Consider the following 15156-nt stretch of genomic DNA (forward strand, 5'->3'; position numbering starts at 1 on the left):
CCGAGGTCGTCAGGTCAACCCGTGGATTTGCGCGAAGGGGTCGTGAGACTTGTCTGAGTGCCAGCTGTATTCGCACCATTTGGCCACATCTTCGGCTGCGGCCTGCCCACACATCAGAGCAATCGCACCCAGGGCCATGTCCATGCCTGCCGACACGCCGGACGAGGTGAGAAACGTCCCATCCTCGACCCATCTTGCCTGCGCGACCCAATCGACATGCGGGCCTTGTTCCTTGACCCAGGAAAAGGTGGCTTTGTTGGTCGTCGCGCGCCGCCGATCCAGTACACCGGCCTTGGCGAGCAAGGCGCTGCCGGTACAGACACTAAGCGTAAATTCTGCGCGTTCCGAACGTGCAGCAATCCAGTCCAGCAAACGCGAATTTGCAATCTCGCGCCGTGTACCAGCGCCGCCGGGCACAAACAGCACATCGTAATGCGGGGCCTCGTTCAGGGGCGTTTCCGCAAAGCCTTTCAGCTTTTGATTGCTTTCGACAGGGCCGGCTCGTTCGGCAATAATATCCAACGAGAACGCGTTGGGAAGCAGGCCGAACATCTCCATCGGGCCGTAAAGGTCTAGCAACTCAAACCCCGGAAAAATCAAAGCGCCGATCCTGCGCATGTCTGTCCTCCTTTTTTGCGAGACCAAATCAAAACGCCCGCCAACTAGGGTTGACGGGCGTTGAGTTTGTTTATCGCGTTTCGGTCTAGTCCGCGGTAAGCAGCGGAGGCTTGTTGCCGGACAAACGCGGTTGATCCGGGCCAAGAATCTCCAGATGCAACTCGCCTTTCTTAACGGAAACACGCACCACGCCGCCTTTGGCCAATTTGCCGAACAAAAGCTCTTCGGCCAGCGGTTTCTTGATATGCTCCTGGATCACGCGGCCCAAGGGGCGCGCACCCATCTTGTCGTCATACCCTTTATCCGCCAACCATTCGGCGGCTTTGGGTGTCAGATCGATGGTCACGTTGCGGTCCAGCAATTGCGCTTCAAGCTGCAGGACGAATTTCTCGACCACTTGCAGGATGACCGACTTTGGCAGCGGTGCGAATGAGATCACGGCGTCCAGACGGTTGCGGAATTCCGGGGTGAACATGCGTTCGATTGCGGCAGTGTCTTCGCCTTCGCGACGGTCACGCGCAAAGCCGATGGCGGCCTTGGCCTGTTCCTGCGCGCCCGCGTTAGAGGTCATGATCAGCACCACGTTACGGAAATTCACCGTGCGCCCATTGTGATCGGTCAGCTCTCCGTGGTCCATCACCTGTAGCAGAATGTTGAACACATCCGGGTGCGCTTTCTCGATCTCATCCAGTAGCAACACGCAATGCGGATGCTGGTCGACGCCGTCAGTCAGAAGCCCGCCCTGATCAAACCCGACATAACCCGGAGGTGCGCCGATCAAGCGGCTGACCGCGTGCTTCTCCATGTATTCCGACATGTCAAAGCGCAGCAGTTCCACACCCAGCGTATCCGCCAACTGTTTGGCCACTTCGGTCTTGCCGACACCGGTTGGGCCCGCGAACAGATAGTTGCCGATGGGTTTTTCAGGCTCGCGCAGACCGGCACGTGCCAGTTTGATGGCGCTCGACAGCGCCTCGATGGCTTCGTCCTGACCAAACACCACCCGCTTCAGCGAAGTTTCCAGATCTTTCAGAACCTCGGCATCGTCCTTAGTGACGTTTTTCGGCGGAATGCGCGCGATTTTGGCCACCACGGCCTCGATCTCTTTCACTCCGATGGTCTTGCGACGTTTGCTTTCGGCCAGCAGATGCTGCGCAGCACCCGCCTCGTCAATCACATCAATCGCCTTGTCGGGCAATTTGCGGTCATTGATATAGCGCGCTGCCAATTCAACTGCGGTTTTGATCGCATCCGCCGTGTATTTGATGGCGTGATGTTCCTCGAAATAGGGCTTCAGACCGCGCAGGATTTTGACGCTGTCTTCGACCGAAGGCTCATTCACGTCGATCTTCTGGAACCGGCGGCTCAGCGCGCGGTCTTTTTCAAAGTGCTGACGGAATTCCTTATAGGTCGTCGAGCCCATGGTGCGCAGCTTGCCGCCCTGCAAAGCAGGTTTCAGCAGGTTTGAGGCGTCCATGGCACCGCCAGAGGTCGCACCTGCGCCAATCACTGTGTGAATCTCGTCGATGAAAAGCACCGCATCGGGGTGATCTTCCAACTCGGTCACAACAGCTTTGAGGCGTTCCTCAAAATCACCGCGATAGCGGGTGCCTGCCAAGAGAGCGCCCATATCTAGTGAGTAGATTGTGGTGTTCGACAGCACATCAGGCGCTTCACCTGCGACGATCTTATGGGCAAGTCCTTCCGCGATGGCGGTTTTACCGACACCCGGATCACCCACCAGCAGCGGGTTGTTCTTTCGGCGGCGGCACAGCACCTGAATGCAGCGCTCAACCTCATCGGCGCGACCGATCAACGGATCGACATCACCGGCGCGCGACTTTGCATTCAGATCGACGCAATACTTGCCCAGAGCACTTTCTTTTTGCTCGCCTTCGCCACCACCTGACGCTTGAGCTTCTTCTTCAACCTCATCGGCGCCGGTAACAGGGCGGTTTTCCCCAAATGCTGGATCTTTGGCGACGCCATGGGCAATGAAATTCACCGCATCATACCGCGTCATATCCTGATCCTGCAGGAAATAGGCCGCGTTGCTCTCCCGTTCGGCGAAGATCGCGACCAACACGTTGGCGCCTGTCACTTCGGTCCGACCAGAGCTTTGAACATGGATGGCCGCACGCTGAATGACGCGCTGGAAGGCGGCTGTGGGTACAGCCTCGGATCCATCAATATCGGTGACGAGGTTTGACAGATCCTCGTCAATGAATTCGACCAATGTGCTACGCAACTCATCCAAATCGACGCTGCAGGCTTTCATGACGCGTACCGCGTCGGGCTCTTCCAACAGCGCTAGGAGCAGATGTTCCAGCGTAGCGAATTCGTGACGCCGTTCATTCGCAGCCGCCAGGGCCGCGTGAATGGCTTGTTCGAGTGTGCTCGAGAATGAAGGCACGTGTGTGCTCCTCTACCTTGGGTCGGAAGGGGCGGCTTCAGGCCGGATCCCCATCCCAACCATGTCCTCATACTATTAGAGTTTGGTTGATCGGAGCCGAGCTTCAAGGGTTTTCTTTCACTTGACAGTCACATTTGTCGTGACCGTGGCGTGTATTGCCTGATTTTTTCCCTTAAAACCGGTCCTTTCGGGCGCGAATTTCGGCGAAGACTGACGTCGGGTCGCTTTTTTCCATCCCCAAGTGCTTAAGAATCGCTGGGTCGGTGGCCCGAAGAAACGGGTTTGTCGCCTTTTCCAGCCCAAGTTTTGAAGGAACCGTGGGTTGCCCTGCGGCGCGCGCGGCCTCAATTTGCGCGATACGGTCCCGAAGATCTGCGTTGTCCGGGTCGATGGTCGCTGCGAATTTTGCGTTGGACTGCGCATATTCGTGCCCAGAACACACGATTGTTTCATCCGGTAGCGTGGCCAACTTGCTGAGAGAGTCCCACATCTGCGCGGGTGTTCCTTCAAACAATCGACCGCAGCCCAATGCCATAAGGCTATCGGCTGTGAACATGGCAGAGCTTTGCGGCATATAATAAGCCACGTGACCAACCGTGTGGCCGGATACGTCGAACACTTCGACCGGCTCTCTGCCAACGTCGAACCGATCACCTTCGGCAACCTGCACGTCCAAAGGTGGTAGGCGATGGGCGTCTGCCGCAGCGCCGACCACCTTTGCAGGGTGCTCTGCCAAAATGGCTTGCAGCCCGTCAACGTGATCCCAATGGTGATGAGTCAGCAACACGTGGCTCAGCGTCCATCCGCGGCGGTTCAACTCGGCCAGAATGGGCGCGGCCTCGGGCGCATCGATCAAAGCTGTATCTCCGGTGACAGCGTCATGGGCAATAAACGCGTAATTGTCGCTGAGACAGGGGATTGTAACGATTTCAAGAGGCATGGTCTTTTGCCCTTTCATTGCTAGACTACGCGCAGCTAAGCCGATTGACCGAGTGCCCGCAATGCATCTTGATGTGCAAGACCTCAGAAACTTTTACTATCGCAGCACGCTGGGCCGTGCGGCGCAAGCGGCGATCAGGGGGCGCGTGACCGACCTGTGGCCCGAGGCCAAGGGGCAAACCGTTGCAGGGTTCGGATTTGCTGTGCCGTTGCTGCGGCCTTATCTGGCCCAGTCGCGCCGCGTGATCGGATTGATGCCCGGCCCGCAAGGGGTCATGCCCTGGCCTGCGGGGATGCCAAATGTCTCGGTTCTGACCGAAGAGACAATGTGGCCTATCGAGACAGGTCATGTCGACAAGCTGATCGTCATGCACGGGCTTGAGACATCCGAGCGCCCGAAACAACTGCTCGACGAATGTTGGCGGGTGCTGGGCCCGGGGGGGCGAGCCTTGTTCATTGTACCCAATCGTACCGGGCTTTGGTCGCGTTCGGATCGTACACCGTTCGGGTTTGGCCGTCCTTATTCGACCTCGCAATTGGAAAGCCAGCTGCGCGCGCATCATTTTGTCCCGGAAAGCCATTGTTCGGCCCTTTACAGACCTCCGTCCTTTCGCCGGTTCTGGCTCAAGTCTGGCAGCCTGATCGAAAAGACCGGCCAGCGCATTCCAACTGTGATGGCAGGAGGCGTGCTGATGGTCGAGGTCACCAAACAGATCCGTCCGGCAGGCGGCAGTGTGACCAAGGATTCGGCCAAACGCCCGATCAAGGCGCTGGACGGGTTGTTGAAACCCGCCTGACCGCAGAAGCCTCAGATTTAGGCAAAAATCGCGGAAAAAATGCCTCAGGAATCGCAAAAAACTACGGTTTGGTAACATTTTTCTCCAGGTTCACCCGGTCAAAAGGGTCGCACTTTTGTTAAGTAGCTGAAATCAAACATTTTGTGGATAAGGCACAACCCGTGATAATATATTGCGAGCTTGGTTCGGCTCTGCTACATCCCCGGTGATTTTGATCTCCGGCCTGTCAGGACGGGGTTTCTTCACGCCCCCGATTAGCTGCCACACGCGAATTCGGGGCCCAAAGTATCGGAAGGGTGGACGTGTCCGAACCAGCTTCGATTTCCACAGGCATCGCCGAGCGCTATGCCACTGCGATCTTTGAGATCGCCAAAGAGAATAATGACCTTCCAGGTCTGGAAACCGGCATCAACGATCTGGCAACCGCACTGGGTGAAAGCGCCGAGTTGCGCGACCTGATCGCCTCGCCTCTGGTCTCCCGTGCCGAACAAGAGGGCGCGATAACCGCTATTGCCGACAAGATGGGACTGCATGCCATTCTGCGCAACACGCTGGGTCTGATGGCGCAAAAACGCCGTCTGTTCGTGGTCCCGCAGCTGGTGCAGGTTCTGCGCAACATGCTGGCAGATGAGCGCGGCGAAGTGACCGCTGATGTCGCCTCGGCCAAGGCGCTGACCAAGACACAAATGGAAAAACTGTCCAAAACGCTGTCCGAGCGTGTGGGCAAGACCGTGACAATCAATGCGACCGTGGATGAAAGCCTCATCGGCGGTCTTGTCGTTAAAGTGGGCTCGAAGATGATCGACAGTTCGATCCGCTCGAAGCTCAACTCCCTACAGAATGCAATGAAAGAGGTCGGATAAATGGGAATCCAAGCTGCAGAGATTTCTGCAATCCTGAAGGACCAGATCAAGAATTTTGGTCAGGAAGCCGAAGTGGCCGAGATCGGCCGCGTGCTAAGCGTCGGTGACGGGATTGCCCGTGTATACGGCCTGGACAATGTGCAAGCGGGTGAGATGGTCGAATTCCCCGGCGGCATCATGGGCATGGCGCTGAACCTGGAAAGCGACAACGTGGGTGTCGTTATCTTCGGCTCCGACCGTGACATCAAAGAAGGTGACACCGTAAAGCGTACCAACTCGATCGTGGACGTTCCGATCGGTGACGAGCTGCTGGGCCGCGTTGTTGACGGCCTGGGCAACCCGCTGGACGGCAAAGGCCCGATCAACGCCACCAAGCGTGGTGTTGCGGACGTTAAGGCACCGGGCATCATTCCGCGTAAATCGGTACACGAGCCGATGGCGACCGGCCTGAAATCGGTCGACGCGATGATCCCAATCGGCCGTGGTCAGCGGGAACTGATCATTGGTGACCGTCAGACCGGTAAAACCGCCGTGGCGCTGGACACCATCCTGAACCAGAAGGTCTATAACGAGGCCGCTGGCGACGACGAGTCGAAAAAACTCTACTGCGTTTACGTGGCTGTTGGACAAAAGCGTTCGACCGTTGCTCAGCTGGTGAAGAAACTGGAAGAATCGGGTGCGATTGAATATTCGATCGTTGTGGCCGCAACCGCGTCCGACCCGGCGCCGATGCAGTTCCTGGCACCCTATGCCGCGACCGCGATGGCCGAGTACTTCCGTGACAATGGCCGCCACGCGCTGATCATCTATGATGACTTGTCGAAACAAGCTGTGTCCTATCGTCAGATGTCGCTGCTGCTGCGCCGTCCGCCCGGACGCGAAGCTTATCCGGGTGACGTTTTCTACCTCCACTCCCGTCTGCTGGAGCGTTCGGCGAAGCTGAACGAAGACTTTGGTGCAGGCTCGCTGACCGCTTTGCCGGTTATCGAAACCCAAGGTGGCGACGTTTCGGCCTTTATTCCGACCAACGTTATCTCGATCACCGACGGTCAGATCTTCCTGGAAACCGAGCTGTTCTATCAGGGCATCCGTCCTGCTGTGAATACCGGTCTGTCGGTTTCGCGTGTGGGCTCTTCTGCTCAGACCGATGCGATGAAATCGGTTGCTGGTCCGGTTAAGCTGGAACTGGCGCAGTACCGCGAAATGGCGGCCTTTGCGCAGTTTGGTTCCGACCTTGATGCCGCTACTCAGCAGTTGCTGAACCGCGGTGCGCGTCTGACCGAGCTGATGAAACAGCCTCAGTACTCGCCGCTGACCAACGCCGAGATCGTCTGCGTTATCTTCGCGGGCACCAACGGCTACCTCGACAAGATCGACGTGTCGGACGTTGGCCGGTACGAGGCCGGTCTGCTGGCGCATCTGCGTGGCAAGCACGCCGACCTGCTGAAGTGGATCACCGACGAAGATCCCAAGATCAAAGGGGACGCGTCCGACAAGATCAAGGCAGCGATCGACGAATTTGCCGCGACCTTCGCTTGATAGGGGGTTCCGATGCCTAGTCTGAAGGACCTTAAAAACAGGATCGAGTCGGTCAAATCGACCCGCAAGATCACCAAGGCCATGCAGATGGTCGCGGCCGCAAAACTGCGCCGCGCCCAGGAATCTGCCGAAGCCTCACGCCCTTATGCCGAACGGTTCAATGCCGTGATGGCAGGGTTGGCGGCATCGGTCGGGGGCAGCGACAGCGCTCCCAAGCTGCTCCGGGGTACCGGCAGCGAAGATGTGCATCTGCTGGTTGTCATGACAGCTGAACGCGGCCTTTGCGGCGGCTTTAATGCGAACATCGCCAAACTGGCCCGCGCCAAGGCCGAAGAGCTGAAAGCTGCGGGCAAGACGGTCAAGGTTCTGACCGTCGGCAAGAAAGGCCGGGACGCGCTCAAGCGTGACTTTGCCGATCTGTTCGTTGGACATATCGACCTGAGCGAGGTCAAGCGTATCGGCTATGCCAATGCGCAGGACATCGCCAAAGACATCCTGTCTCGCTTTGACGGGGCTGAGTTTGACGTTGCCACGATCTTCTATTCGAAGTTCGTCAACGTTGTGACCCAGATCCCCACGGCGCAGCAAATCATCCCTGCCTCGTTCGAGGACGATGCGGCGGGTGACGACAGCGGTGCCATTTTCGATTATGAACCCAGCGAAGAGGCCATCTTGGCCGACCTGCTGCCCAAGGGGGTTGCCACTGCGATCTTCTCGGCTCTGCTTGAAAACGGAGCGTCTGAACAGGGTGCACGGATGTCCGCAATGGACAACGCGACACGCAATGCGGGTGAGATGATCGACAAGCTGACGATCCAGTTCAACCGCTCGCGTCAGGCCGTGATCACCAACGAGCTGATTGAAATTATTTCCGGCGCCGAAGCGCTGTAGAGACATACCGGAGACGAAACATGGCGAATGCAAAAGGCAAAGTCACTCAGATCATCGGGGCCGTCGTTGACGTGCAGTTCGAAGATCAGCTGCCTGAAATTCTGAACGCGCTGGAAACCACCAACAACGGCAAGCGCCTTGTGTTGGAAGTTGCGCAGCACCTGGGCGAAAACACCGTCCGTACCATTGCGATGGATGCGACCGAAGGTCTGGTCCGTGGCGAAGCGGTCACCGACACTGGAGCACCGATCTCGGTTCCGGTTGGCAACGCCACCCTTGGTCGCATCCTTAACGTTGTCGGCGAGCCGATTGACGAAAAAGGCGACGTGAAGTCGTCGGAAACCCGCGCCATTCACCAGCCCGCGCCCGAGTTCGACGAGCAGTCGACCGAGTCGGAAATCCTGGTGACCGGCATCAAGGTTGTGGACCTGCTGGCCCCCTACGCCAAAGGCGGTAAGATTGGCCTCTTTGGCGGTGCAGGCGTTGGCAAAACCGTTCTGATCATGGAACTGATCAACAACATCGCAAAAGTGCACTCGGGTTTCTCGGTGTTTGCGGGTGTTGGCGAACGGACCCGTGAAGGCAACGACTTGTATCACGAGATGATCGAATCGAACGTGATCAAGCCGGACAATCTGGAAGAATCGCAGGTTGCCCTAGTTTACGGTCAGATGAACGAACCTCCGGGAGCGCGCGCGCGTGTTGCTTTGACCGGTCTGACACTGGCCGAGCAGTTCCGCGACCAGTCCGGTACCGACGTTCTGTTCTTCGTCGACAACATCTTCCGCTTTACACAGGCGGGTTCCGAGGTTTCGGCTCTGCTGGGTCGTATTCCTTCGGCGGTGGGCTATCAGCCGACACTGGCAACCGACATGGGCGCCCTGCAGGAACGCATCACCTCGACCAAATCGGGCTCGATCACTTCGGTGCAAGCGATCTATGTTCCTGCGGACGACTTGACCGACCCCGCGCCGGCAACATCGTTCGCGCACTTGGATGCAACCACCGTTCTGAACCGTGCGATCTCGGAAAAGGGTATCTACCCGGCTGTTGACCCGCTCGACTCGTCGTCGCGTCTGCTGGACCCGGCCATCGTTGGTGAAGAGCATTACGCGGTTGCGACTGACGTTCAGCAGATCCTCCAGCGCTACAAGTCGCTGCAGGACATCATCGCCATCCTCGGCATGGACGAACTGTCGGAAGAAGACAAACTGACCGTTGCCCGCGCGCGTAAGATCGAACGCTTCCTGTCTCAGCCGTTCGACGTGGCCGAAGTCTTTACCGGTTCGCCGGGCGTTCAGGTGCCTCTGGACGTGACCATCGCATCGTTCAAAGCTGTTGTGGCTGGCGAATACGATCACCTGCCCGAGGCGGCCTTCCTGATGGTTGGCGGCATCGACGAAGTGATCGCCAAAGCGGAAAAGATGGCCGCAGAAGCTGCCTAAGGAGTATCCCTGATGGCAAACACAATGCAATTTGACCTGGTCAGCCCCGAGCGGAGCCTTGCTTCGCTTGAGGCCACTGCGGTCCAAATACCCGGCGCGGACGGGGACATGACGGCGATGCCCGATCATGCCCCCACCATCACCACGCTGCGTCCGGGTCTGCTGAAGGTCGAGGCCCCCGCAGGCGCCAGCGAATATCTGGTTACCGGCGGGTTTGCTCAGATCAACGGCGACAGCATGTCGGTTCTGGCTGAAAAGGCCATTCCGGTGGCCGAAGTGACCCGCGCGCATCTGGATGACCTGATTGCAGAAGCCCGTGCCTCGCACGAGGCCGCCAAGGACGGCGATGATCAGACAATCGTGGATGAGGCGGCCAAGCTGCTGGCGGATATGGAAGCCCTTGGCACCCATATGAGCCTGTAGAACGGTCTACATTCCGAGATTTGGACGGCCTCGCTCTGCAGCGGGGCCGTTTTTTGTCGTGCTTTTGCCCAAAAGCCAGAGTAAGTAGCACATATTCAACAAAACAGATGGAAGTATGAAGAAATTTCTAACTCACCCCATCGGCATTGATCAGGGCGAAGAGGTGCTGTTTTCCGAATTTGGAAACGGTGGCGAGATGTGGACCGGTGAAGGCCCCCGAGAGCGGCGCACCGAGATCCAATTTGCCGAACGGTTCCGATCGCCACCAGTTGTTCAGCTTGGTATTTCCCTGTGGGATGTTGACAATTCATCTGCCCTGCGCGCCGAGGTGACGACGTCGGATATTACCTGTGACGGCTTTGCCGCCGTGTTCCGTACATGGTCCGATACCCGCATTGCCCGTATCCGCGTGGCCTGGATCGCCATGGGCGAGGTTGCGCACGCGGATGATTGGCAGATTTCCTGATTCCGGTCAAAGTAGTTTGAGACGGAAGATCAGGCGTCTTGAACCTCGATCATGTCCACTCGGGTCGCATGTCGGCCACCTTCGAACTCGGCCCCCAGAAACGCATCGACAATGTCCAGGGCGGTTCCTTCGCCCACCACCCTCGCACCAATCGCAAGCATGTTGGCATTGTTGTGCTGACGGATCATCCGAGCCGAGAAGGTATCAGAACAGACTCCGCAGCGGATGCCGGGCACTTTGTTCGCGGCCATCATGATCCCTTGCCCGGTGCCGCAGAGGATGATCCCCAAAGTGCAGTCCCCAGAGGCGACTGCCTCAGCAGCGGCCTTGCCGTGGATCGGGTAATGGGTGCTTTCTGGTGTTTTGGGGCCGATATCCACGACCTCCCAGCCTTGGGCCAAGATATGGTCGGCGACGGCCTGGCGCAAATCGATGGCGGCGTGGTCGCTGGAAAGAACAATGCGTTTGGGGGCGGTCACGGAAAGCTCCTGCCTTGTTGGTATCACAAAAAAGGACGACCGAAGGTCGCCCGTTCTGATCAGTCCATATGGTACATGGACTCGTAAATCGGCGTCAGGGTCTTATCCTCAAAGAGTGAGGATACAGAGGTGCCGTTCCATATATTCAGGATCGCCTGTGTAAAGATCGGGGCAGTCGGAACAATGCGGATATTTTTCGCAGCTGCGACCTCTTTCGTGGGCTGGATCGAATCCGTCAGCACCAGAGATTTCATCACCGAATTGGTCACGCGCTCGACCGCAGGGCCGCTCATGACACCGTGGGTTATATAGGAATGTACTTCTCTAGCGCCGTTATCCATCAGAACCTGGGCCGCTTTGCACAGTGTTCCAGCGGTGTCGCACATATCGTCCACGATCAGGCAGATCTTATCCTGTACCTCACCGATCACCGTCATCTCGGCCACTTCACCGGCTTTCTCACGGCGCTTGTCGACAATCGACAGAGGGGCGTTGATGCGCTTGGCCAATTCGCGCGCGCGGGCGACGCCGCCCACATCGGGTGACACCACCATGATCTCGTCCAGTTGATCCTTGAACTGGGTTTTCACATCCAGCGCAAAGATGGGCGAGGCATAGAGGTTGTCCACGGGGATATCAAAAAAGCCCTGAATCTGTGCGGCATGCAGGTCCATTGTCAGGACCCTCTCGATCCCTGCACCAACCAGCATATTGGCGACAAGCTTGGCGCTGATGGGTGTTCGGGCCTTGGTGCGGCGGTCCTGACGGGCGTAGCCGAAATAGGGGATCACGGCCGTGATACGCTGCGCGGATGATCGGCGCAGAGCATCAGCGATGATCAGCAATTCCATAAGATTGTCATTGGCCGGGTTCGATGTGGGCTGGATGATGAACATATCCTCACCCCGCACGTTCTCGAACACTTCGACAAAGATCTCACCGTCATTGAACCGCTCGACCCGGGCATCGACCAGGCCCTGATCCACACCGCGATACAGGCTCATACGGCGGGCAATGGTTTTGGCAAGCGGAAGGTTTGCGTTCCCAGCGATAAGCTTGGGTTCGTTGAGTGTCGGCATCGGCTGATTTTCCCCGGACAGCAAGAGCAATGTGACAGATTCGTGATGTTGACACCGCTTAGCATGGCCTTACCGTCGCGCAAAGGTAACGCAGCGGAGAAAGTGAATATGACCCAGATCGACTACTTTTTTGCGACACTCTCGCCCTATGCCTATCTGGCTGGGACACGGCTTGAGGATGTGGCGGCAAAACACGGGGCGACGATAAATTACAAGCCTCTGGATATCATGGGCCTGTTCGCGCGGACCGGGGGGACGCCACCCAAGGATCGCCACATCTCGCGCGTTGAATACCGGGCGCAGGAATTGCTGCGTCAGTCCAGCAAACTTGGGATGGACTTCAACTTGAAACCTGCCCATTGGCCGACCAATGCGGCCCCGTCCTCTTATGCAATCATTGCGGCTGCTCAGGACGGGTCAGGGAATGTTGGTCAACTGTGCCATTCGTTTTTGCGCGCCGTTTGGGCCGAGGAAAAGGACATTGCCGAAGACGAGGTTGTGCGTGATTGCCTCGAGAAAGCAGGGTTCGATCCAAGCCTGGCCGATAGCGGGCTGCTGACCGGGGCCGAGACCTATGCCGCCAATCTCGAAGAAGCCGTTGAGCGCGGTGTGTTCGGAGCACCGTTCTATATCACACCCGACGATCAACGGTTCTGGGGACAGGACCGGCTTGAGGATCTGGACCGCCATCTGGCGACTTTGAAATAGGGGTTCGCCCCTATCTGGCCCTTTACAGAAGGGCCAGAAACCGGTCGATCTCTTTGGGTTTGATCGACCAGTCGCAGACCAGCCGACAGGTCAAAAGTTCATCCTCATCGGATCCTTCCAGGTTGGACCCCCACAGGTGATAGGCAACGCCAGCATCGTGCAGACGCCTGTGCTGCCTGCGCGGCAGGTTGGCAAAGATCATATTGGCCTGTGGTTCATGAGCAAAACTGGCGCCCGCGGCCCGCAACCCATCAGCCAAGCGCGCGCAATTGTCGTTGGCTTGCCGGGCCGAGCGCAACCACAGATCGTCGCGCAAATAGGCCGCCATCTGCGCCGACAAGTACCGGTGCTTGGAAAACAGATGTGCCCCGCGCTTGCGACGCAGCTCGAACTCCAGGGCTTTCTGGGCATCGAACAGGATCACCGCCTCGACCCCCATCAACCCGTTTTTGGTGCCGCCAAAGCTGACCACATCAACGCCTGCCTTCCAAGTCATTTCCGCGGGTGAACAGTTCAAAGCAACCAGCGCATTGGTAAACCGTGCACCGTCCAGGTGGACAGGCAGATCAAATTCTTTGGCGACCGCGCACAAGGCTTGCAGCTCTTGCAAGGAATAGACCGAACCCCGCTCGGTCACCTGTGTGATCGACACCGGACCACGCTGCGGGCCATGCACGCCTCGGGTTTCTTCATTCTCGATCGCCTGGCGCAGCGCTTCGGGGGCCATCTTGTCGCCACCGGGGACCAGGGTCAGCTTGGCCCCGCTGTAGAACTCGGGCGCGTTGCACTCATCTTCCTGGATATGGGCCATCGGCGCGCAAAAGATCGTCTCCCACGGTTGCGACAGTGTCGCCAGTGCCAGGGCATTCGCCGCAGTGCCCGTTGCCACCAGATAAACGGCGGCTTCGGGGGCTTCAAAGATGTCACGGATGCGGTCACGCACCTCGTCCATCAACGTGTCGGCCCCATAGGCCATCTGATAGCCCTCATTGGCCTCGGCCAAAACGGCAAGAACTTCGGGATGAACCGGCCCGGAATTGTCAGAGGCGAAATGCATTACAATGGCTCCTCGATGATGTGTTCTTCCCACTCTTCCATGGGGGTTTCAAACTCTGACACCGTGCGCCCTTGCACCGAGACACCTGCGGCATGCACGCTGTCCGGTGTACCGGATATCAACGGATGCCAGTCGTAAAGAGGTTTTTCTTCCCACAACAGGCGATAGGCACAGGTCTGCGGCAGCCAATAGGCATGCTGGTCAATATTCTGCGGTGTCATGACGATACATTCCGGCACAAATTGATGCCGAATGTCATATTGGGTGCAGCGGCAGCTCTCGTCATCCAGCAGGCGACAGGCCACGCAGGTCAACGCAACTTCGCCCGTGTCCTCGTCTTCCAGCTTGTTCAAACAGCATTTGCCGCATCCATCACACAGCGCTTCCCACTCGTGCTGGTTCATTTTCTGAAGTGGCTTGCGCTCCCAAAACTTTGGCGACAGCCCGGAGCGATCAATCGGATCGACGCTCATACAGCCGCCAAAATCTCGCGCGCTTTCGCGCAATCCGCGTCCATCTGAGCGATCAGCCCGTCAAGACCATCAAAGGTCAGTTCCGGCCGCAGGTATTGGACAAGTCCTACGGACAGGGTCGCGCCGTATAAGTCACCCGAGAAATCAAAAAGGAAGGTTTCGATATTTGGCAGTTCACCATCGAACATAGGGCGGGTCCCAATCGACGAGGCGCCGCAATAGCTGCCTTTGTGCGGACCATCCAGAACATCAACCAAAGTGGCATAGACCCCGAATTTAGGAGGATGCAGCCCTTCGATTGACATATTGGCGGTGGGATAGCCCAGTTCGCGCCCCCGCTGTTCGCCGCCGATCACTTCACCTTCGATCCGATGCCAATGCCCCAGCATCTCGGCCGCATCTCGGGGACGTCCGTCGCTCAGCGCGGTGCGTATAGCAGTCGAGGACACCACATGTTCTGACTTTTCCATCAACGGTGCAATGGTGACGCCAAAGCCCATCTCTTGCCCAAAGCGCTGCATGTCACTGGCTTTGCCTGACCGACCTTTGCCGAAGCAGAAATCCGCACCTACAACCACATGGGACAGGCCCAAGCCCTTGTGGATCACATTCCGTGCAAATTCTTCCGGCGTCAGTCCGGCCAGCGCCGCGTTGAAGGGCAGCTCATAGAGCTTTTCAACGCCCAGCTTTTCCAACCGATGCGCGCGCGTCGCACTGCGCATCAACCGAAACGCAGCGGCGTCCGGTGCAAAGTACTCGCGTGGATGAGGCTCAAATGTCAGAACGCCCAACGCATGGTCAGGGGCCGCAGACCGGGCCAGTTCAATAACCGATTGGTGACCCAGATGGACGCCATCAAAATTCCCGATGGCTACGCTGGCGCCCCGGTTTTCAGGTTCAACGAATTGGAAATCCCGAATGATCTGCATGACGCTTGCCTAGCGGGAGTTCCAAGCGGGTTCAAGC

Annotated in this window: 16 protein-coding genes; 8 read left to right on the top strand and 8 right to left on the bottom strand. The window is 57.8% G+C overall.

Annotated features, from left to right (window positions below; all coding sequences use genetic code 11):
* Positions 1-9: 9 nt before the first annotated feature.
* The 3 genes from GOW40_RS17955 to gloB form a co-directional block, all read right to left on the bottom strand.
* Positions 10-618 carry a DJ-1/PfpI family protein gene (locus GOW40_RS17955; protein ID WP_171231112.1) on the bottom strand — a complete coding sequence of 203 codons (609 nt, stop codon included), beginning with the start codon at positions 616-618 and terminating at the stop codon, positions 10-12.
* Between the two features lie 85 nt (positions 619-703).
* Positions 704-3031, bottom strand: a complete 2328-nt coding sequence (clpA, locus tag GOW40_RS17960) for an ATP-dependent Clp protease ATP-binding subunit ClpA (RefSeq protein ID WP_171101739.1) — start codon at positions 3029-3031, stop codon at positions 704-706.
* A 172-nt stretch (positions 3032-3203) separates the two neighbouring features.
* Positions 3204-3971: a hydroxyacylglutathione hydrolase gene (gloB, locus tag GOW40_RS17965; RefSeq protein WP_171133290.1), complete on the bottom strand. Its 768-nt coding sequence runs from the start codon at positions 3969-3971 to the stop codon at positions 3204-3206.
* A 61-nt stretch (positions 3972-4032) separates the two neighbouring features.
* Between gloB and GOW40_RS17970 the strand changes: the two genes are divergently transcribed.
* The 7 genes from GOW40_RS17970 (at position 4033) to GOW40_RS18000 (ending at position 10394) form a co-directional block, all read left to right on the top strand.
* A complete protein-coding gene (locus GOW40_RS17970) occupies positions 4033-4767 on the top strand; it encodes a class I SAM-dependent methyltransferase (protein WP_171133289.1) in 735 nt (244 codons plus the stop codon).
* A gap of 302 nt (positions 4768-5069) precedes the next feature.
* Positions 5070-5630, top strand: a complete 561-nt coding sequence (locus GOW40_RS17975; protein ID WP_171133288.1) for a F0F1 ATP synthase subunit delta — start codon at positions 5070-5072, stop codon at positions 5628-5630.
* The gene (atpA, locus tag GOW40_RS17980; RefSeq protein ID WP_171101743.1) at positions 5631-7169 is read left to right on the top strand and encodes a F0F1 ATP synthase subunit alpha; all 1539 of its coding nucleotides are present in this window, start codon (positions 5631-5633) and stop codon (positions 7167-7169) included.
* Positions 7170-7181: 12 nt separating this feature from the next.
* Positions 7182-8060 carry a F0F1 ATP synthase subunit gamma gene (locus GOW40_RS17985; RefSeq protein ID WP_171133287.1) on the top strand — a complete coding sequence of 293 codons (879 nt, stop codon included), beginning with the start codon at positions 7182-7184 and terminating at the stop codon, positions 8058-8060.
* Between the two features lie 20 nt (positions 8061-8080).
* The gene (gene atpD / locus GOW40_RS17990) at positions 8081-9505 is read left to right on the top strand and encodes a F0F1 ATP synthase subunit beta (protein WP_171133286.1); all 1425 of its coding nucleotides are present in this window, start codon (positions 8081-8083) and stop codon (positions 9503-9505) included.
* A gap of 12 nt (positions 9506-9517) precedes the next feature.
* Positions 9518-9928 carry a F0F1 ATP synthase subunit epsilon gene (locus GOW40_RS17995; protein WP_171133285.1) on the top strand — a complete coding sequence of 137 codons (411 nt, stop codon included), beginning with the start codon at positions 9518-9520 and terminating at the stop codon, positions 9926-9928.
* Between the two features lie 115 nt (positions 9929-10043).
* The gene (locus GOW40_RS18000; RefSeq protein WP_171133284.1) at positions 10044-10394 is read left to right on the top strand and encodes an H-type lectin domain-containing protein; all 351 of its coding nucleotides are present in this window, start codon (positions 10044-10046) and stop codon (positions 10392-10394) included.
* 29 nt (positions 10395-10423) lie between these two features.
* Here the strand turns inward: GOW40_RS18000 and rpiB are convergent, their stop codons facing one another.
* Positions 10424-10873, bottom strand: a complete 450-nt coding sequence (gene rpiB / locus GOW40_RS18005) for a ribose 5-phosphate isomerase B (protein WP_171101748.1) — start codon at positions 10871-10873, stop codon at positions 10424-10426.
* 59 nt (positions 10874-10932) lie between these two features.
* On the bottom strand, positions 10933-11952 hold the full coding sequence (locus GOW40_RS18010) for a ribose-phosphate pyrophosphokinase (protein ID WP_171133283.1): 1020 nt from the start codon (positions 11950-11952) through the stop codon (positions 10933-10935).
* Between the two features lie 108 nt (positions 11953-12060).
* Between GOW40_RS18010 and GOW40_RS18015 the strand changes: the two genes are divergently transcribed.
* Positions 12061-12660, top strand: coding sequence for a 2-hydroxychromene-2-carboxylate isomerase (locus tag GOW40_RS18015; RefSeq protein ID WP_171101750.1), 600 nt, complete (start codon positions 12061-12063; stop codon positions 12658-12660).
* 22 nt (positions 12661-12682) lie between these two features.
* Here GOW40_RS18015 and GOW40_RS18020 read toward each other — a convergent pair whose 3' ends face one another.
* Genes GOW40_RS18020 through GOW40_RS18030 form a run of 3 tightly spaced genes read right to left on the bottom strand, consistent with a single transcriptional unit; the run spans position 12683 to position 15119 of the window.
* Positions 12683-13717, bottom strand: coding sequence for a low specificity L-threonine aldolase (locus tag GOW40_RS18020; RefSeq protein WP_171133282.1), 1035 nt, complete (start codon positions 13715-13717; stop codon positions 12683-12685).
* A complete protein-coding gene (locus tag GOW40_RS18025; RefSeq protein WP_171133281.1) occupies positions 13717-14190 on the bottom strand; it encodes a YcgN family cysteine cluster protein in 474 nt (157 codons plus the stop codon). The genes GOW40_RS18020 and GOW40_RS18025 overlap by 1 nt, the downstream gene beginning before the upstream one ends.
* Positions 14187-15119 carry a bifunctional riboflavin kinase/FAD synthetase gene (locus GOW40_RS18030; RefSeq protein ID WP_171133280.1) on the bottom strand — a complete coding sequence of 311 codons (933 nt, stop codon included), beginning with the start codon at positions 15117-15119 and terminating at the stop codon, positions 14187-14189. Before GOW40_RS18030 ends, GOW40_RS18025 begins: the two co-directional genes overlap by 4 nt.
* Positions 15120-15156: the final 37 nt, after the last annotated feature.

The sequence above is a fragment of the Ruegeria sp. HKCCA6707 genome, assembly GCF_013033515.1.
In the GTDB taxonomy this organism is placed as follows: domain Bacteria; phylum Pseudomonadota; class Alphaproteobacteria; order Rhodobacterales; family Rhodobacteraceae; genus Ruegeria.